The sequence below is a fragment of the Mycobacterium heckeshornense genome, from assembly GCF_016592155.1.
GTDB classification, from domain to species: Bacteria; Actinomycetota; Actinomycetes; order Mycobacteriales; family Mycobacteriaceae; genus Mycobacterium; species Mycobacterium heckeshornense.
Genome location: NZ_AP024237.1, coordinates 2,800,660 through 2,819,355, shown reverse-complemented (window position 1 = coordinate 2,819,355; position 18,696 = coordinate 2,800,660). Strand labels below are relative to the sequence as shown.

General features: G+C 65.5%; 16 protein-coding genes and 1 pseudogene. 15 read left to right on the top strand and 2 right to left on the bottom strand.

Annotated elements, in window-relative coordinates; translation table 11 throughout:
• The first annotated feature begins 610 nt into the window (after positions 1–610).
• Together MHEC_RS13390 and MHEC_RS13385 are read left to right on the top strand one after the other, a co-directional pair.
• Positions 611–931 carry a helix-turn-helix domain-containing protein gene (locus MHEC_RS13390; RefSeq protein WP_048893927.1) on the top strand — a complete coding sequence of 107 codons (321 nt, stop codon included), beginning with the start codon at positions 611–613 and terminating at the stop codon, positions 929–931.
• A 99-nt stretch (positions 932–1,030) separates the two neighbouring features.
• Positions 1,031–1,360 carry a hypothetical protein gene (locus tag MHEC_RS13385; RefSeq protein ID WP_201399534.1) on the top strand — a complete coding sequence of 110 codons (330 nt, stop codon included), beginning with the start codon at positions 1,031–1,033 and terminating at the stop codon, positions 1,358–1,360.
• Between the two features lie 113 nt (positions 1,361–1,473).
• Here the strand turns inward: MHEC_RS13385 and MHEC_RS13380 are convergent, their stop codons facing one another.
• On the bottom strand, positions 1,474–2,619 hold the full coding sequence (locus MHEC_RS13380; RefSeq protein ID WP_048893228.1) for an acyl-CoA dehydrogenase family protein: 1,146 nt from the start codon (positions 2,617–2,619) through the stop codon (positions 1,474–1,476).
• 92 nt (positions 2,620–2,711) lie between these two features.
• On the opposite strand from MHEC_RS13380, the gene MHEC_RS24715 reads away from it, so the two are divergent.
• The 7 genes and pseudogenes from MHEC_RS24715 (at position 2,712) to MHEC_RS13350 (ending at position 9,626) form a co-directional block, all read left to right on the top strand.
• Positions 2,712–2,834: a hypothetical protein gene (locus tag MHEC_RS24715; RefSeq protein WP_264016408.1), complete on the top strand. Its 123-nt coding sequence runs from the start codon at positions 2,712–2,714 to the stop codon at positions 2,832–2,834.
• 158 nt (positions 2,835–2,992) lie between these two features.
• Positions 2,993–3,724, top strand: coding sequence for an alpha/beta fold hydrolase (locus MHEC_RS13375; protein WP_160315073.1), 732 nt, complete (start codon positions 2,993–2,995; stop codon positions 3,722–3,724).
• A 7-nt stretch (positions 3,725–3,731) separates the two neighbouring features.
• A complete protein-coding gene (locus tag MHEC_RS13370) occupies positions 3,732–4,481 on the top strand; it encodes an SDR family NAD(P)-dependent oxidoreductase (RefSeq protein WP_048893223.1) in 750 nt (249 codons plus the stop codon).
• 403 nt (positions 4,482–4,884) lie between these two features.
• Entirely contained in the window at positions 4,885–5,655 is a 771-nt protein-coding gene (locus MHEC_RS13365) for a FadR/GntR family transcriptional regulator (protein ID WP_048893222.1), read from the top strand.
• Between the two features lie 85 nt (positions 5,656–5,740).
• Positions 5,741–6,997, top strand: a complete 1,257-nt coding sequence (locus MHEC_RS13360) for a CaiB/BaiF CoA transferase family protein (protein ID WP_235434973.1) — start codon at positions 5,741–5,743, stop codon at positions 6,995–6,997.
• Positions 6,998–7,268: 271 nt separating this feature from the next.
• Positions 7,269–8,447: pseudogene (locus MHEC_RS13355) on the top strand (thiolase family protein).
• 288 nt (positions 8,448–8,735) lie between these two features.
• The gene (locus tag MHEC_RS13350) at positions 8,736–9,626 is read left to right on the top strand and encodes an SDR family NAD(P)-dependent oxidoreductase (protein WP_053094046.1); all 891 of its coding nucleotides are present in this window, start codon (positions 8,736–8,738) and stop codon (positions 9,624–9,626) included.
• A 401-nt stretch (positions 9,627–10,027) separates the two neighbouring features.
• On the opposite strand, the gene MHEC_RS13345 is transcribed toward MHEC_RS13350, so the two are convergent.
• Positions 10,028–11,167, bottom strand: coding sequence for an acyl-CoA dehydrogenase family protein (locus MHEC_RS13345; RefSeq protein ID WP_048893221.1), 1,140 nt, complete (start codon positions 11,165–11,167; stop codon positions 10,028–10,030).
• A 173-nt stretch (positions 11,168–11,340) separates the two neighbouring features.
• On the opposite strand from MHEC_RS13345, the gene MHEC_RS13340 reads away from it, so the two are divergent.
• From MHEC_RS13340 to MHEC_RS13315, 6 genes are all read left to right on the top strand, one after another.
• A complete protein-coding gene (locus tag MHEC_RS13340) occupies positions 11,341–11,817 on the top strand; it encodes a nuclear transport factor 2 family protein (protein ID WP_048893220.1) in 477 nt (158 codons plus the stop codon).
• The gene (locus MHEC_RS13335; protein WP_048893219.1) at positions 11,814–13,067 is read left to right on the top strand and encodes a cytochrome P450; all 1,254 of its coding nucleotides are present in this window, start codon (positions 11,814–11,816) and stop codon (positions 13,065–13,067) included. The genes MHEC_RS13340 and MHEC_RS13335 overlap by 4 nt, the downstream gene beginning before the upstream one ends.
• Complete coding sequence (locus MHEC_RS13330; protein WP_082170002.1) at positions 13,060–15,180, top strand: acetate--CoA ligase family protein; 2,121 nt, start codon at positions 13,060–13,062, stop codon at positions 15,178–15,180. Before MHEC_RS13335 ends, MHEC_RS13330 begins: the two co-directional genes overlap by 8 nt.
• 80 nt (positions 15,181–15,260) lie before the next feature.
• The gene (locus MHEC_RS13325) at positions 15,261–16,442 is read left to right on the top strand and encodes an amidohydrolase family protein (protein ID WP_048893218.1); all 1,182 of its coding nucleotides are present in this window, start codon (positions 15,261–15,263) and stop codon (positions 16,440–16,442) included.
• A gap of 4 nt (positions 16,443–16,446) precedes the next feature.
• Positions 16,447–17,253 (top strand): SDR family oxidoreductase, encoded by an 807-nt coding sequence (locus MHEC_RS13320; RefSeq protein WP_048893217.1) that lies wholly within the window; start codon positions 16,447–16,449, stop codon positions 17,251–17,253.
• Positions 17,247–18,683 carry an aldehyde dehydrogenase family protein gene (locus tag MHEC_RS13315; protein WP_372507327.1) on the top strand — a complete coding sequence of 479 codons (1,437 nt, stop codon included), beginning with the start codon at positions 17,247–17,249 and terminating at the stop codon, positions 18,681–18,683. Before MHEC_RS13320 ends, MHEC_RS13315 begins: the two co-directional genes overlap by 7 nt.
• Positions 18,684–18,696: the final 13 nt, after the last annotated feature.

The following is an 18,696-nucleotide window of genomic DNA, read 5'->3' as shown; positions in this document are numbered from 1 at the left end:
CCGCTCGTAAATTCGTTGGGGTTCGTAACCACGCGGTCGGGTCACCCAGGTAGAGGCCACAGGCGGTGTCGAGAGCGTCTTCGGGTGGGCCTGCTGTGTGGCCGGTGGGCAGTACCGAGTCTTGGTAGCCGTTCTTGCTGGCCAGATAGATCGCGAAGCCCCAGCGGGCGGCGGATCCGCCGTAACGCAGCCGCATCAGTGGTATGCGATCACCGTCGCAGAGGCGGGCGGCGACGTAGGCGAAAGCACCGCGGAAACGCACGTCGACATTGTCGAGCTGGGGCCATCGTTGCTGTGCATGGGCGGACAGGCGTTGTTGCAGGGAGGTTTTCGTCGATGCGGGGGTGCGGCCATGGTCAGTGATCGTGCCCGACCGCGTGTCGCTGGGCAACGAACCAGGTGTGATGGGTGAGGCTGAAATGACCAGTGTTATTGATTTGTCATCGTCGCCTCGTGGAGTCACCTGCCATGCCGCCCGCCGACCGGATCACGTTGACCGGGTCGCAGCGCCGCCAACTGCGCCGCCTGGTGCGGACCGGACGCACCGAGCAACGCCTGGTCACGGCGGGCCAAGACCGTCCTCGCCGCGGCCGACAGAACCCCCGACGAGATGATTGCTGTGTCGCTGCGGGTGTGTGAGGACACCGTGGGCAAATGGCGGCGCCGGTGGTTCGCGGCACCGGGGGTGGCCTCGCTGGGCGACGCGAAACGATGCGGGCGCCCGCCGGTGTTCACCGCGGTGCGGGTCGCGCAGATCAAGGCGGCCGCGTGTATCCCACCAGCTGATGCCGGGGTGCCGCTCTCACGCTGGTCGTGTCCGAAACTGGCAGGCCATGCCGTCGCCAACGGGATCTGCGAGTCGATCTCAGCGCCCACGGTCGGCCGATGGCTGCCCGAGGACGCGCTCAAGCCCTGGCAATACCGGTCGTGAATCTTCATCACCGATCCCGACTTCGCCGTCAAAGCGCAGCGAGTACTCGACCTCTACGACCGAAAGTGGGAGGGAAAGCCGCTGGGTTCCAACGATTATGTGATCTCCGCCGACGAGAAGACGTCCATCCAGGCCCGTTGCCGCTGCCATCCCACACTGCCACCCGGTGTGGCGCGGGCGACGCGGGTCAACCACGACTACGATCGCGGCGGCACGCTGGCCTATCTGGCCGCCTACGACGTGCACCGCGGCACAGTCTTCGGCCGCTGCCAAGACACCACCGGCATCGAACTATTCGGCCGCCTTGTCACCCAGGTCATGACCCAGGAGCCCTACGCCTCGGCCGAGCGGGTGTTCTGGATCGTCGACAACGGCTCGTCGCACCGCGGGTCAGCGTCTGGGCGCCGAGGTCGGCGGGGTGTACTGTAGCCAGTGCGCCGCCACGCTTGCCCAGTGGGGACCGGACGGCTTCGACAACGACGGCGTCACGCATAAACAGGACACTACAATATGGTCATTGGTGACGCCAAACACTGGAAGATTCACAGGCCCATGTTCCTGGCGATAATCACCTTCATGACTTCGTTCGAGCCAGCGTAAATGCGTGAGACCCGGGCGTCGACGTACGCCTTCGCGATCGGATATTGGAGCATGTAGCCATATCCGCCGTGCAGCTGCAGACAGCGGTCGACGACCCGGCCCTGCAGTTCGGTGCAGTAGAGCTTGACCACCGCGGCGTCGGCCGGAGTGAGTGCGCCCGCCTCGTGAGCGAGCAGCGCGTTGTCGAGAAGGGCCTGGCCGGCATCGGTCTCGGCGCGGCACGCCGCCAGCTCGAACTTGGTGTTCTGGAACCCGGACACCGCTGTCCCGAAGGCGGTCCGGTTGGACACGTAGTCCAGTGTCGTGCGGATAGCCGCCTCCGCGGCGGCCTGGCTGTTGACGGCGATCGACAGTCTTTCCTGCCCTAGATTGGCGGTAAGCTGACCGAACCCGTCGCCCTCCTCGCCAAGACGGTTTGCGACGGGTACCCGCACGTTGTCGAAGTAAAGGTCGCACAAGTCCTGCGCCTTGAGCCCGATTTTGTCCATGTTGGTACCCCGGGCCAGGCCGGGGGAGTCGCCTTCGATCACCAGCAGACTTAGCCCATCGCGTCCCGCGTCCGGGTCGGTCTTGACTGCGGTGACGATGAGGTCGGCCGCCGACCCGTTGGAGATGAACGTCTTCGTGCTTGTGACGAGGTAGGAGTCGCCGTCGCGCACGGCTCGCGTCGTGAAGGCCTTGACGTCTGAACCCGCTCCCGGCTCAGACATCGCAAGCGCCGCGACGGCCTCGCCGCTCACCAGACGCGGCACCCACCTCGCCCGTTGGTCCTCCGTTGTCAGCCCGAGGAAGTAGGGCATGCAGATATCGGTGTGCACGCACAGCCCACCGAGTGCCAGGCCAGCGAACTGTGCCTCCTCGGTCATGATCGCATTGAACAAGAAGCTCGTCATGCCGCCCCCGCCGTATTCCTCGGGTGCGGTCACGCCCAGCAGCCCGAGCTCCCCGGCGCGCTTCCAGAAGTGTCGCGGCGGTGCGCCGGTGAGCTCCCACTGCGGGTACTCGGGCACAATCTCGCGGTGGTAGAAGCCGCGGACAAGCGAGCGGAACTGTTCCTGTTCGGGGGTGAAGGTCACGAGCCGCCGCAACAATTTCTCCTAGAGCACTCCCGCCTATCCCGCACGACGAACGCTAATCTAGTACACCATATTGTAAAGACAAGGTTGCGTTAGGAGACGAGATGGACTTCAGGGCCACCGAGGACCATGAGGCGTTGCGACGGTCGCTGAGCCGCGTTCTCGATGAGGCACAGCGTCAAGCCACGGTTCGCCGCGAAGCCGTCGCCCGCACGCTCACGGACTGACGTGGCCAGCCACGTCATTTCTCGGCGCGTCGACCTGCCGGCGGCCGGCGTCATGCTCGCCGCCGACCTCTGGGAGCCGGCGACCCACCCGCGCGGCACGGTGGTGCTGAGGGTGTATAAGTTAAACGGTGTAACTCCTGAGACAAAAGGAGAGCACTGTGACTAATGTGATCACCGACGAGAAGGGCGTCGAAGCGCCGGACACCGGCGTCGTGGATCTGGATGAGTTGGATCAGCAGCTGGTCGGTCAGTTGGTGGATCGGGCCCGCTCACAGGGGCTGCGGTTGACCGGGGAGGACGGGCTGCTGGACCAGCGGCCGGTGCTCGTCGGGGCGTCGATGGGCGGCGTCACAAGCCTCGTCGCGCTCGGCGAGCACGGCCCGTTCGCGCGAGGTCTTGTCCTCGTCGACATCGTGGCCAACCTGAGGCCGGAGGGTGTGCAGCGGGTGCGCGACTTCATGCTGGGCGCGCGGGACGGCTTCGGCTCGCTGGAGGAGGTCGCCGCGGCCGTGCGGTCCTACACCCCCCACCGCCGCCGGGCGGTCGATCTCGACGGGCTGCGCAAGAACGTCCGGCGGCGCCAGAACGGGAGATGGTACTGGCACTGGGACCCTGCCTGGGGCGGCCCCGACGGGATGCCCGACATCGACGTCCTACGTCGGCGCATGAAGGCCGCGGCGCGCTCCGTGCACGTGCCCACGCTGGTCGTGCGGGGCCTGCGTTCCGACCTCACCGACGACACCGGCGTGCGCGAACTCGTCGACGCGATCCCTGACGCCCGGCCAATCGGCGTCGCCGACGCCGGCCACATGCTCGCAGGCGACGACAACGACGTCTTCACCGCCACCTTGCAGGCCTTCCTCGACGATCTGCCAGCCGACCCGTCCTAGGAGACATATGCAGCTGAAAGGTACATGCGCGCTGGTCACCGGTGGGGCATCCGGCCTAGGCATGGCCACCGCCCAGACGCTTGCAGCGGCCGGCGCTTCGGTCACGATCCTGGATCTGCCATCCTCGCCGGGCTCCGAGGTCGCGACGCGACTCGGAGCCCGGTTCGCCGACGCCGACGTCACCGAGTCTGACCAGGTCGATGCGGCAATGGATATGGCCGAGCAGGACGGCCCGCTGCGGGTGCTCGTGCACTGCGCTGGCCGGGGTGGACCGCTGCGGCTCGTCGACAAGGAAGGTAATCCGGGCTCGTTGGAGCACTTTGAACGCATCGTACGGATCAACCTCATCGGTACCTTCAACGTGTTGCGGCTCGCCGCGGCTCGTATGGTCGCAGCCGAGCCAGTCGACGGTGAGCGCGGCGTGTGCGTGCTCACCGCATCGGTTGCGGCGTGGGAGGGCCAAATCGGCCAGTTGCCGTACGCCTCCTCGAAGGCCGGCATCGTCGGTATGACGCTGGTCGCCGCGCGTGACCTGGCGGGCAGGCAGGTCCGGATCTGCTCGATCGCACCGGGCCTGTTCGACACCCCGCTGCTGCCCGGGCGCTCACGGGAGGCGTTGGCCCAGAAGGTGCCACACCCGCGCAGGCTCGGGATGCCGCACGAGTACGCGGCCCTGGCCCGACACATTGTCGAGAACCCGATGCTCAACGGCGAGACGGTCCGGCTGGACGGCGCCCTACGGATGGGCCCGGTTTGACCTGGGGCCACGGTCGGACAGGAACTCTTGGCGCGGGCGGGACACGCGGCGGGGGTCTCCGCCGGAAGCCCTGGTGCGAAGCGCGTGCCGTGGCCCACTTGGCCGGTGGTGTTATCCGCGGTGCCGGACGGCACGCGGTCGCCTGGCACGGGTACATCGGCAGCCCTGCAATCTCCGCTGAAGACCTATCGCGGTTGGCGCCTGCCCGCAGGCCCGAATGGCGGATACTGATTTACGACACGGCGCACGGTAGCCTAGTTCAACGCCGAGTGGATATCAGTCGTCCGAGATAGACGCACGGCACCGCCTGACTGGAGTACGCGCGCGGACAGCCGCACAGACCGCTAGGGACAAGCCGTTGAGCCGTACGGACACGGGACCGGGACGGAGGGATGAGCGCTCCATGGCAGCCAGGACGGACCCAAGCACAACGGAGCAGATCGAGGCCGTCAACGGCGCCGGCGGCAAGAAGCGCGGCGCACTGCTCGCGACGCAGATCGAGCAGGAGATTATTGAGCTCGGCTGGCCCACGGGGCGGATGCTCGGGAGCGAGCACGACCTGCTCCCGCGCTACGGGGTCAGCCGTGCCGTTTTCCGGGAGGCCGTCCGGCTCCTCGAACACCACCAGGTCGCTGAAATGCGAAAAGGTCGCCGTGGTGGGTTGTTCGTCACGGCCCCCGACCCGGCAGCCGTTGTCAACGCGGTGTCAATTTACCTTCGCTACCGCGGCGTGACCGACCGGGACCTGTTCGACGTCCGGCAAATTCTCGAGATCACCTCAGCCCGGCTTGCCGCGACGAATGCCTCGGAAGAGGCCGCGGATCAGATCGGCACTCTGACTGACATCCCGGAAGGTGCGAGCGCAGAAGAAATCGCTTCCCGAGCGGCTGACTTCCACCTCGCAGTCGCGGCTCTCAGCGGCAACCCGGTCGTCGAGCTCTTCGTGCAGGTATTAGTCGAACTCACCAAGGCGTTGGTCGATCATTCCCCCGCGAGGCCTGTGGTGGAGGACGTCCATCACGCACACGCCGCGATCGCCGAGGCGATCAGGGCCGCCGACCCCGCACTTGCTCAGCGACGAATGCTCCGACACTGGGAGGCCATGGCATCGGTCGGATTTCCCGTCGACGGCACGTCGGCCCGCGCCGAGAACGGCGAGTCAGCGCCGTCCTAGCCCGTCATCGATCGCCGGTCTCGTCGGATCCTTAAAATAGGATACGATTATCGGCGGCGGTGACCGGTGTAGGTGACTGCAATTTTTGCGAAGCGAGGTTTCGATGATCGGGCTGCTCAGTGGAATCCGTGTTCTCGAATGCGCCGTGTTGCCGAGTGGGGACCAGGCTGGGCGACTGCTGGGCGACCTCGGCGCCGAGGTGACCAAAGTCGAGCAACCCGGTGCCGGTGATTACATCCGCGAGCTCGGCGGCCTGCTGGCGCCGCACAATAGCCCGACTCATTTACTGCTCAACCGTAACAAGCGCAGCCTTACGCTGAATCTGCGCACCGACGAGGGTCGAGAGATCTTCTACCGCCTGCTCGCAGACACCGACGTTGTCATCGACGGGTTCGCCGGCGATGCCTGCGATCGATTGGGTATCGGCTACGAGGACCTGCGAAAGGCGAAGCCGGACATCGTCTATTGCCAAGTGAGCGGCTACGGCCGGCGCGGACCGTACGGCCAGATTCCGGTGCACGGTTATATGATGTCGGCGGTCGCTGGCGTGCCCCATCTCGAAATACAGCCGGACGGCATCGTCCAAGAGGTGCTCACCGCCGGTGACCGCTATTTCCCGGGGTTCGTCGACGGCCCGATGATGGGCGGCACCTACGGCGCCCTGACCGCGATCGCGGCGCTAGTGTACCGTGCGACCACTGGCCAGGGCGCCTACATTGACGCGTCAGGCACTGATGCCACCATCGCCGCCCAGGCGCAGGACGCTGTCGCCATGTGGAACCTCGTCAACACCAAGAACCGCGACAACTTGCCGCCATTCGTTGGCAGCGAAGCGCGGGAGCGGCCGAAGTACGGCTACTACCTCACCAAGGACGATAAGTTCGTCATGCTCGCGGCGATCGAGCACAAGTTCTGGGACAACTTCTGCCGCGTCGTTGACCGCCCCGACCTCGCCGAGGCGAAGTACCTCGACTCGCCAGTCGACTTTCACACCGGCGGCCGCAAGACGCTCGCCGACGAGCTGGTGCCGATCATGCGCTCGAAGACTCAGGCCGAGTGGATGCAGGTCGCGATCGACCACGACATCCCGATCAGCCCGTCTAACTCGGTCCTGCAGACAGTGACCGACCCGCACCTGCGCGCCCGCGAAATCATCTACGAGTCGGTGCATCCGCAGGCGGGCCCGTTTGTAAACGTCGGCTGGCCTGCCCCTGTCGAAGGTCAGCCCTTCGCCATCGAGCGCGAGGCACCGTGGCTCGGCCAGCACACCGACGAGATCCTCGGTGAGCTGGGGATGTCCGCAGGCGAGGTCGCCGCCCTGCGGCAGCGCGGCGTGGTATGACTGCCCGCCACGAGGACCCGCGTGCGGAACCCGGGAGCTGATCCGGTTGCGGCCTTTGGCGACCACGCGTTGCTTGCCAAGCCCGGCAGTCGGCCACAGGACGGCACCAGGCCAGGTTTCAAGCACCCTGCACCTGACCTGATCGATCGAGAGTTCTCTCGTTATTGGATGGATGTAGGCACTGAAATGAGTTGGGACTCGCGCATCGCCCTCAGTTACAGGCAAACCTGAACCGGGCGAATCGGATCGTTCATAGCGAGGTCGAGCCGGCATGATGCGAACCGAATCCGCGGTGATCATCGATGCTGTCCGTTCCCCGATGCGAAAGGGAAAGCCGGGCGGCGCGTTGTCGTCAATGCATGCAGTGGAACTGCTGGCGCAGGTGTTGCGAGGCCTGATGGGCCGCCAGGATCTGGACCCGGCCCTGGTCGATGATGTGCTGATCGCATGCGTTAGCCAAGCGGCCGATCAGGCCGCGACGCCGGGCCGGTGGGCCTGGCTGGCGGCCGAGCTCTCCGAGCACGTGCCGCGGTGACGATCGACCTGCGTTGCGGATCGAGCCAACAGGCGCTCCATTTCGCCGCGCAGGGGTGATCGCGGGTGAGTACGAGGTGGTGGTCGCGGGTGGGCGAGTCGATGAGCCGGGTGCCAATGGGCTCGGCGCGGATGGGGGTGGACCCGTTCGGTCCGGCGCATGACCGCTACGCGCCGGGGCTCGTGTCGCAGGGGATTTCGGCGGAGCTGGTGGCGGCGAAGTGGAAGCTGACCCGCGAACAGCTGGACGAGTATGCGGCCCGGTCGCACGCTCGCGCGGCGGCGGTGGCCGCAGCGGCGAGTTCGCCAACGAGATCGTACCGATCGCCGTGGGGGATGGGGTGGCCTGCGCCGATGAGACGATCCAGCCGAGCACCACCGTTGAGAGGCTGAGCATGCTGCCCCCTTCGTTCGAGCAGGAGGCGATGAGCCGTCGGTTCCCGCAGATTCAGTGGCACATCACCGCGGGGAATTCCTCGCAGCTCGCCGACGGGGCGAGCGCGGCGCGGGTGACCAGTGAGCGGCGGGCGAAGGAGCTGGGGTTTGCGGCCGCGGGCCGGTTCCATGCGTTCTCGCTGGCCTGTGACGACCCGATCACGATGTTGAGTGCGCCGATCGCGGCGACGCGGAAGGTGCTGCAGAGGGCGGGACTACGGGCCTCGGAGATCGATCATTTCGAGGTGAACGAGGCGTTCGCGTCGGTGCCGCTGGCCTGGCAGGCCGAGCTTGACGTCGATCCGGATCTGCTCAACCCGCGCGGCGGCACAATCGCCCTCGGCCATCCCCTGGGCGCCTCGGGAGGGCGGTTGATGACCACCATATTGGGCGCGCTGGAGGCTACCAGCGGCCGCTACGGCCGGCAGACCATGTGCGAGGGTGGCGGGATGGCAACGCGACCATCATCGAGCGGCTCTGACCCTCCACAGGTCAGACTGAGGAATCCACTCGGCTCTGTTGCTCATCACTGCGGTTGCGACCGCCCGGCTGCGTCCCGACAGGCCCCATGTCACGAGCGATACCGGGCTGGACACGGAGTTGCACCTGACAAAGGTTCTGTTCGGTCGGTGATGATGGTTGTGGCCACTGGTTTGTGGCGATGCGGGTGGGTTCGTTGTCGGCTGGTTGACACCAAATCAGTGCACTCTTATCGTTGCAACTCTATTGTTCATTGCCCGGTGGGACCGCGCCGTAGTCGGGAGGGGTTGTGGCTGTGCAGCTCGACGGCAAGGTTGCGATCGTGACGGGCGGCGGCCGTGGCATCGGACGATCTGAGTCGCTGGCGCTGGCGGCGGCCGGCGCCAGAGTGGTGGTGAACGACCTCGGCACTGAGCCGGACGGCACGGGCGCTGATGAAAGGCCTGCCGACGACGTCGTCGCCGCCATCTGTGAGGCGGGCGGCGAGGCTGTCGCGAATTACGGCGACGTCTCGCAGCTGTCAACCGGTGCTGAGCTCGTGGGCCAGGCGCTGGACACCTACGGACGCCTCGACATCTTGGTGAACAACGCGGGGATCCTGCGGCCGAAGCCCTTCCTCGATCTGACCGAGGAGGACTGGGATGTCCTGATTACGACGCACCTGCGCGGCCACTTCAGCGTGGCGCAGGCGGCCGCGAAAATCTTCGTCAAGCAGTCTTATGGGCGGCTTGTCAACACGTCCTCTGAGGCGGGGCTAGGCATGCCGCTGTTCGCGAACTACGGCTCGGCCAAAGAGGGAATCACGGGGCTGACCCGGACCCTTGCCCTCGAGCTGGCACCGTACCACGTGACCGTCAACCAAATCCGGCCGCGCTCGTCCAACACCCGCATGTACCCGATCTCCATCGAGAGCGGTCGACGGATGGGCGCGGCTCTCACCGAAACCCTTCCAGGAGCAACGGACCAGGGCCTATTTACCCGACCCGAGGACTTCCACACCGACCGCGTCGCGTCGCTGGTCGTATTTCTGTGTACCGACGCCGCGGCAGCCATCACTAACGGCGATTTCATCGTTGGCGGGGGCGAGGTAACCGTCCTGTCCCATCCCGAACCGGTGGCCACGATCGACTGGTCCGCTGAGGACGCCCCGGCGAGGCTGCTTGCGGCGCTGGGAGTCTGACCCGGCAGGCGACGCCGGCGGACTCGTGCACCGGAACATCGCCCGGAAAACGGTGCACTGGATGGGTTCCGCTCGCATCGCCCATAAGTGGTTCTTTGTCAATCAGACGGTGAGCAGGTGAAGGTGGGCTGCGCCCGGCCGACGAACTGATCACCCTCAGTGTCGGATCCCTACCCCCAGGTGCTCAACCTGAATGCCCCCGAACACTCTGGCAGAGCTGATCCATAGCGCGACTACCACGAATAGGCCCTTGAGACGGCGCGGTGGGCGACTCCGATGCGGTGGCTCGGTTCGCCCGAGGAACTCGCCGACGTGGTGACCTCTTCGGCCGGGTCCGGACGGCGTACGCCACCAGACAGTCCCTGCGCGTCGACGGCGGATACTTGGTCTGACTGAGCAGTTCAGTTCGCAGGTTCGCAGAGGTTCATTGCTTCGGCCACCACATCCTGGTGGTAACCGACGCCACCTAGCAATGCCTCGGAGGCCTTGGCCCGCTTGAGATACAGGTGCGCGTCGTGTTCCCAGGTGAAGCCGACACCGCCATGGATCTGGATCATGGCGCTGGCCGCCCGCGAAAAAACCTGCGAGCAGTGCGCATAGGCCAGCGACGACGCCAGCGCCGCATCGTTGTCGTCTACGACCGAGGTCATCGCGTAATAGGCGGCGGAGCGCGCCGACTCGACGTCGAGCAGCATGTCAGCGCACCGATGCTTGATAGCCTGAAAACTGCCGATGGGCCGCCCAAATTGGGTGCGGACCTGAGCGTACTCGACCGAGGCGTCCAGGCAGTGCGCCGCTCCGCCGACCTGCTCGGCGGCTAGGTACACCGCCGCACGCTGCAGGGTGCGCTGCAACGTCGCCACGCCGTCATCGTCTGGGCCACCTAGCAGCCGCGCAGGCGTGTCATTGAAGTGCAATTCGGCGAGCTTCCGAGTCTGATCCAGCGTGGGCAGGGCCGTGCGCTGCAAACCCTGCGCGTCGGAGGTGTCCACAATGAACAACGAGACCGCCGCGGAGCCGGCCAACCGTGCCGACACGACAATCAGCTCCGCGGTGTGACCATCGACAACCAGCGTCTTGGTCCCGCGCAGGCGGTAGTCCGCACCGTCAGCGGTAGCCGTGGTGGCCACCTCATACGGTGCCCAGGCGTCGGTCCGCTCGGCGAAGGCGAGCGCGGCCCGGACCTCACCGGAGGCGATGCCGGGAATCAGAGATTCGCGCTGCTCCTCAGTACCGCCGATCAGGATCGCGTTGGCGGCCAGCGCGATCGAGGACAGGAAAGGCGCGCACAGCAGAGCGCGGCCCATTTCCTCCGCGACCAGGCATAGTTCCACCAAGGAGTAGCCGGCGCCGCCATAGCGCTCCGGGATGGCCAACGACTGCAGGCCCAGCTCGCTGCCGAGCTGATTCCACACCGCGGCGTCGAAGCCTTCATCGGTGTCCATCAGCCGCCGCACCTCGGCGATCGGAGATTTCGCCTCGCAAAACTTGCGCACCAGCTGCTGCAGTTGGCGCTGCTCATCGGTGGGCGCGAACGTCACAGCGGTCCTCTCCAGTCCATGCCGGTATCTAATTTCAAACAGACTATAGCAGGATCCGAATCCCTTACAATCGTCTTGACCGTTGACTAATGTTCGAAATTCATGTAGAAAAATAGGTCATCAATTCTCGTTCATCTTTGCTGGATGGGCGGTCATGTGAGAGGTGAGTACCGGTGCCGGAGGACAAGGACAAGGTCGCGGTTGTTCGGAGATTTATCGACGCGCTGCGGTCCGGCGACATCAGCGCGTGCGTCGCGTTGCTCGATGACTCCAGCGTCTTCTCCGAGGCCGCCAGCCTGCCGTTCGGTGGTGACTACGTCGGTGCCGAGGGTTTTCGCCGAATGCTGGAGGCGGTGAACCGCGACTTCCGGGTCACGCTTGACCCGCCCGAGATCGCCGGGACCGGCGACTGGGTCGCAGTCGTGGTACACGGGACGTTCACCTCGCGCGCGACCCGGCGCAGCATGCCGGTCGATTGCGTCGACATCTACCGGGTGCGCGACGGGAAGATCGTGCGCGTCGACGTGCATTATAAAGAGCCGGCCGCATTGGCCGAACTGTGCCGCGAACCAGTCGACCCCGTCTTGGCCCCGGCGGCTGCCCGACAGTCCGACCCCACCACTTCCGACGATCGAGGTGAGCTCACGTGAGCGATCAGCAAACCGGCAAGCGCAATGGCCGCTGCACCGCGCTGGAGGCGCTGGGGCACGACTACGACCACTACGATCCCGATTTCGCGCTCGACCCGCACGCCGACTATGCGGCGCTGCGGGCTAAATGCCCTGTCGCACATACGGATAACTACGGCGGCTTTTACATCTTGACGAAGTTCGACGACGTGTCCACCGTCTTACACGACGCGCAGACATTCTCATCGTGGCCAGCCGACACCCCGCCAACCCCGGGTCATACCCGGGCGCTGATCCCGCTTGAGGTCGACCCGCCCGAACACCGCCGCTATCGCACTATCGTTGATCCGCTATTTCGACCCAACGCCATCGAGCACATCGCGGATTCGGTTCGCACCTACGCCGTCGAACTCGTTGACGCCATGGTCGACAAGCGGGAGTTCGACTTCATGACCGAATTCGCCCAGCCATATCCGAGCGCGGTGTTCCTGCGCCTGGTTGGTCTCGACTTCAGCGTCGAGCAGCGCGACCAGCTGTGCAGCTGGGCGGGCGCGATCCTGCACACCACAACCACCGGCGCCGAGCACGGAGATGTCGACGCGCAGACCGCGGCTCGGCTCGACGCAGGCAAGGCGCTCAACAACTTCTTGCGCGCCTTGCTCGATGAGCGTCTGAGCAATCCGGGCGAGGACATCATCTCCTACCTGACAACGGCCGAGATGCCCGGAGCGCGCAAGCTCGACTACCGCGAAATCCTGAACTTCGCTTACGTTTTGGTTCTCGCCGGTCTAGACACCGTAACCACCGCCATCGGGTTCAGCTTCCTGCACCTGGCGCGCCGGCCCGATCTGCAAGACAAGCTGGCCGCGGATCCATCGCTGATCCCTGCGGCCGTCGAGGAGCTGCTGCGTTACGAACCGATTGTGCATGCCAGCCGCACAGTGACCAAGCCCAATGTGATCAGGGGTGTCGAATTGCAACCCGGTGATCGCGTCGTGGTGCCGCTGGCCTCAGCGCATCGCGATGAAGACGTCTACACCGATCCCGACCAGATCCTGTTCAACCGACAGGCGCCGAAGTCGATGGTCTTCGGTGCCGGAAACCACCGTTGCCTCGGGTCCCATTTGGCGCGGCTCGAGCTGACCATCGCGTTCGAGGAAATCTTGAAGAAGATCCCGCGTTTCTCGTTGCCGGAGAACGCGAAGCTCGCCGCTCACGGTGGCCAAACCCGCAGCCTGGTGTCCCTTCCATTCCGGACCTGGCGTGACTGAGGCAGTCAACATCGCGTCGCTACGCGCCGAGGTCGCCAAGCTTTTCCTGGAACCGTCCACGGTCGCCATCGTCGGGGTTTCCACCAGTACCGGCGAAGCGTACAAGGCCGGCGGCCGGGCCGTGTTAGAGCATCTGCGGGTCTACGGCTACGCCGGCGAGGTCACGGTGATCCACCCGAGCGCCACCTCGGTCGATGGCAGGCCGGCGCTGCGATCGCTACGGGAGATGGCATCGGTGCCCGACGTGGTCGTCATCGCGGTGCCCGCAGCAGCCGTGCTTGGGGTTTTGGAGGAATGCGCGGCCGTCGGCGCCCGCCAGGCGCTGATCCTCACCGGCGGCTTCGCCGACATGGGTGCGGCCGGACACGAACTCGAGCGCACGCTGCTGGACTACGCGAAGCGGAACGGCATCAACGTGGTGGGCCCCAACAGCACCGGACTGGTCAACGTCCGCACCGGCCTGGCGATGAGCATGACGTCGGTGCTCACCGAAGGTCAACCCATCGCGGCAGGAAGGATCGCCGTGATCGCCCAGAGCGGAGCGATCGGCAGCACCATCGTCGAACGCGCCCGCGACGCCGGCGTGGGCGTCTCGCACATCGTCAGCACCGGCAACCAGCGCGATATGGACATCCCGGACTTCATCTCCTACTTCGCCGGAGTGCCCGAGGTCGAGACCGTTGCGCTGTACATGGAGTCGATTCGCGACGGCCGTCGATTCGCGACGGCGGTCCGCCAGCTCGACGGCGCCGGCAAGCGGCTGATCGCCTATCTCGGCGGCCGCACCGCCGCCGGCGAGCAGGCGGCGGCCAGCCACACCGGCAAGATCATCGGACGCGGCGCGCTCGAGCTCGCGTTGTTGCGGGCGCTGCCTGTCATCGTGGTTGACGACCCCGACGACCTGTGGGTGCTGGGCGCCATGACGGCACCTCGGCACGGGTTCCCCCGACGGTGGGGGATGGTCGCCTACTCGGGCGGCATGGCGGTGCTGGCAACCGAGCAGCTGGCCGCCGCGGGGGTGGAGTTCCCACCGCTCTCGGCGCCCACCATCGAACGACTCCAGGCGCAGTTGCCGACCTTCGCCACCATCCCGAATCCACTCGACGTCGGTCCCGGCTCGATGCCTGCCCACTTCGGGGGCTATCTCGCCGCAGTTGCCGAGGATCCGTCCGTCCAGGTGGTGTGCGTGCCGCTGCCGATGGGTGCCAGGGGGTGGAACGCCCAGAGCGTCGCCGACATCCTCGCCGTGCGCCGCGACACCGGCAAGCCCTGCGTCGTGCTCTGGTACGGAGGCCGCGCGGTCGACGCGTACATCAGACAACTGCGGGATGCCGGTGTGCTGGTGGCCCAGAGCCCATCGGACCTTGGCAGGCTGGTTCGAGCGCTGCTCGGTCCGGAACGGGTCTTCGAGACAACGCACGCCGCTAGCGCCTTGGCGGCAACGCACGCCGCGACGATCGGCGGTGCCCGGGCATTGCGGTTGCTGGCCGACCACGGCCTAGATGTCGCGCCGATGACGGTATGCGACAGCGCGGCGGCCCCAGCCGCGGCCGAAACGCTCGGCTATCCGGTGGTCGTGAAATCCGCCGATGAGGACATCTCCCATCGAACCGAGTTCGGGCTCGTCGCGGTCAACTTGTCCGACCGCGCCCAAGTCGACGACGCCGTCGAGCGGATGGCTGCCAAGTGGGGGTCCGCAGCACCGACCTGGCTGGTGCAGAAGATGATCCGCGGCGGGGTCGAGCTGATCCTGACCGTACGCGACGCGGGCGACCTTGGCGTGTTCGGCACCGTGGGGGTCGGCGGCGCGGCCGTGGAGGTGCACCGCGACGTCGAGCACGTCCCGCTGCCCTGCGACGCGGCCACGCTGCACAGGGCGCTAAGTCGACTGCGGCTAGCTGAATTGCTCTTCGGTTTTCGGGGGAGTGAACCTGTCGACCAGAACTGGATCAGGCAGACGCTGAATCGGATGGCAGTTCTGTTGGCTGACGAGAACTTTGCAGAGATCGAGGTGAACCCGGCAATCGTCGGTGGCAGCGGCGGCGCGATCGTCGACGCATTGTGCGTGCCAGCGCTCGCAGCGACCCTTGAGCATTTATCAAATTCTGGGTAGATTTAGAATCATGCGGCTGCATCACCGTCTCGCCGCGCTAGACACATATACAACAGATCTGTCAATACTTGGAGGCCAACGTGACCGGCACCGATCAACCCCCCGTGCTCGACGTCGATCAGCACTACTACGAGCCGCTGGACGCCTTTACCCGCCACTGCCCCAAGGAGTGGGGCGAGCGCACGGTACAGACCGCGGTTATCGACGGCCGCATCCGTCAGATAGTGGGTGGCAAAATCGACCGCACCGTCACCAACCCGACCTTCGACCCCATCGTGAAGCCAGGGGCGATGATGGAATACTTCCGCGGTAACCCGCAGAAGCGATCACTTTTGGACATTCTTTCAGAACGCGAACCGATTCCAAGTCATTACCGCAATCGTGACGACCGACTCGCCAAGATGGACGAGCAGGGCTTGCAGGCAGTGTGGCTTCTGCCATCGCTGGCGATGGGCTACGAAGAGGGGCTGCAGTACGACCCCCCTGCCGCCGCACAGGCGTTCAAGGCCTTCAACCGATGGCTGCTGGATGACTGGGGATACAATTACAAGGACCGGATCTTCAGCTCGCCTTACCTGGCTTTCGGGGATATTCCCACAGCCGTCGCAGAGGTCGAGCACGGCTTGGACAACGGTGCCCGCATCTTCGTGGTACGCCCCCAGGCGACCTACACCGACGGCGGCTGGCGCTCGCCCGGCGATAAAATCTTCGACCCGATCTGGGCGCGTGTTCATGAGGCCGGGGCAGTCGTGGTGGTCCACATCGGTGAGGTCGGCGGAGCCGGCCTGGACAAGTATGTCGAGCACCGCGGCAACATCATCGGCGACATCGTCTCACCGCTCGAGATCGCGGTCGGACACGAGCGCGCGATCGCCAACTATCTGGCCGCGTTGACGTGCGACAAGCTCTTCGAGCGGTTCCCTGACCTGAAGATCGCCTCAGTCGAAAACGGAGCGGAATTCCTTCCACTGTTGCTGTCCGGGCTAAACCGCGCAGGATTCCAACGGCCCGGTTACTTTGCCTCAGATCCCGTTGAGCAGTTCCGCGAACACGTCTGGGTCTCTCCCTTCTGGGAGGACAACCTCGTCGAAGTAGTGAAGCATCTGGGCGTTGACCATGTGCTGTTCGGATCCGATTATCCGCACCCGGAGGGCCTTGCCGAACCGCGGCAATATGAGAAGGTCGCCGCCGAGCTCAATGATCCCGTCGGCGAACGCAAAGTCATGTGGGACAACGCGGCGAAGCTGACGAAGCTGGCCTAGGCCGGTGGAACCCGCAGACAAAGTCATCGTCGTCACCGGCGGAGCCGCTGGCATGGGGGAGGCCATGTGCAGGCGATTCGCCGCACTTGGAGCGGCGGTAGTCGTGGCCGACATCGACGCGCCGCGCACGACGGAGGTCGCCGACGAGATCGGCGGCCTGGGTGTCGTCACCGACGTCGCTGACGAAGCCCAAGTTATCGGTCTGGTCGAAGCCACCATGGCAGAGTTCGGCCGCATCGACGTCTTCGTCTCCAACGCCGGCGTGCTGTGGGGCGAGCCGCACGACGGGGTGACACCATTACACGAGCGGGGAAGCCCGTGGGCCTCAAACCAAGCCTGGCAACGAATGTGGGATGTCAATGTCATGCCGCAGGTCTACGCGGCGCGGGCGGTGCTGCCGCACATGCTCGAACGGGGATCGGGGTATCTGGTCCAGAACGCCTCCGCGGCAGGCCTTTTGACGGCCCTCGGCAACGCCCCCTACGCCACCAGCAAGCACGCCGTGCTGGGGCTGACCGAATGGTTGTCGATTCACTACGGCGGCAACGGGATTCGGGTATCGTGCATCGTCGCCGAGGGGGTTCGTACCGCGATGCTGCGCGGCGCTCAGGGCGAATGGTTCGCGGTCGCTGGCGCGATCGAACCTGAGGAAGCGGCCAACCGCATCGTCGACGGCATGAAGAAGGAGCAGTTTCTGATCCTCACTCATCCGTTGGTGGAGAAGTACTTTCGTGGCAAGGCCGCCGACTATGACGAATGGATCTCCAAAATGCGCAAACTGCATGCCAAGACCCCGGGACTGAAATCATGAGCACCTACGATCGCCGACACATTTATATCGACGGTGGCTGGAAAGCCTCTGCCGACGAGGTCATCGAGGTCGACTCAGCCATCACCGCTGAGATCATCGGCACGATCCCCGATTGCACGGTCGATGACGTCGAGGCGGCCGTGGCCGCCGCGCGCGCGGCCTTCCCGGCGTGGTCCCAGACGTCGGTAGACGTTCGGCTCGACTTTCTGGCGCAACTGTCCAAAAAGCTCGATGAGCGCGCCGACGAACTGACCCGGCTCATTACCACCGAGGTGGGTACCCCGCTGCGGGTATCGACGGCGGTGCAGGTGGGTCAGCCGCGCCGTGTCCTCGACAGCTACCGCGATCTGATGGCGGAGTTTCCGTTGGAGGAGCAGATCGGTGACTCGCTGGTGCTGCGCGAACCCATCGGTGTCGTCGCCGCGATCACGGCATGGAATTTTCCCCTGCAGCAGGTGATCGGCAAAGTCGGCGGCGCGCTGGCGACCGGCTGCACCGTGGTGCTCAAACCCTCCGAGGTGGCACCGCTCAGCGCATTCATCGTCGCCGACATGATCGACGAGATCGGCCTTCCACCGGGGGTATTCAACCTGGTATCCGGTACCGGAGCAGTCGTCGGGGAAGCCTTGGTCGCCCACCCAGACGTCGACATGATCACCTTCACCGGTTCGACAGCGGCCGGGCGCCGGATCGGCGAGGTTGCGGCGCGCACGGTCAAACGGGTGGCCCTCGAGCTGGGAGGCAAGTCGGCCAACGTCATCCTCGATGACGCCGACCTGGCACGGGCGGTCAAGGTCGGGGTGGCCAACTGCTTCACCAACAGCGGCCAGGTGTGCAGCGCCTGGACGCGGATGGTGGTTCCGCGGCGGCGCCTTGCCGAGGTGGAGGACCTCGTGCGCGCCCGCCTAGCCACCTACACCCTGGGTGATCCGCTGGATCCGGCCACCACCATGGGACCCCTCGCGACGGCCGTGCAGCGCCAAAAAGTCTGCGACTATGTCAACCTCGGCATCAGCGAGGGCGCGTCGCTCATTTACGGGGGCACCCAGCCGACCGATGTGCCGCCCGGCTACTTCGTCACACCCACCGCGTTCTCCAACGTCCGCCGAGACATGCGGATCGCCCGCGAGGAGATCTTCGGACCGGTGCTGTCGATCCTGCCCTACGATACCGAGGACGAAGCGGTCGACATCGCCAACGACAGCCAGTACGGACTAGCGGGCGCCGTCTGGTCGGCCGACCGCGACCGTGCACTGCGTGTCGCAAAGCGGTTGCGCACCGGCGCGGTCGACATCAACGGCTCCTTCTTCAACATTCTCGCGCCGTTCGGTGGCTACAAGCAGTCCGGCAACGGCCGGGAGCTCGGCCACCACGGGCTGGCCGAATTTTACGAGCTCAAAGCGGTCCAGCAACCGCCGGTAGGCTCGTGACTGGAAAGGCGTG

What these genes read in the sequence shown, in the direction of transcription:
- MHEC_RS13390 (WP_048893927.1), top strand. Translation starts at nt 611, where the DNA reads ATGATTGCTGTGTCGCTGCGGGTGTGTGAGGACACCGTGGGCAAATGG.
- MHEC_RS24715 (WP_264016408.1), top strand. Translation starts at nt 2,712, where the DNA reads ATGGACTTCAGGGCCACCGAGGACCATGAGGCGTTGCGACGGTCGCTG.
- MHEC_RS13370 (WP_048893223.1), top strand. Translation starts at nt 3,732, where the DNA reads ATGCAGCTGAAAGGTACATGCGCGCTGGTCACCGGTGGGGCATCCGGC.
- MHEC_RS13365 (WP_048893222.1), top strand. Translation starts at nt 4,885, where the DNA reads ATGGCAGCCAGGACGGACCCAAGCACAACGGAGCAGATCGAGGCCGTC.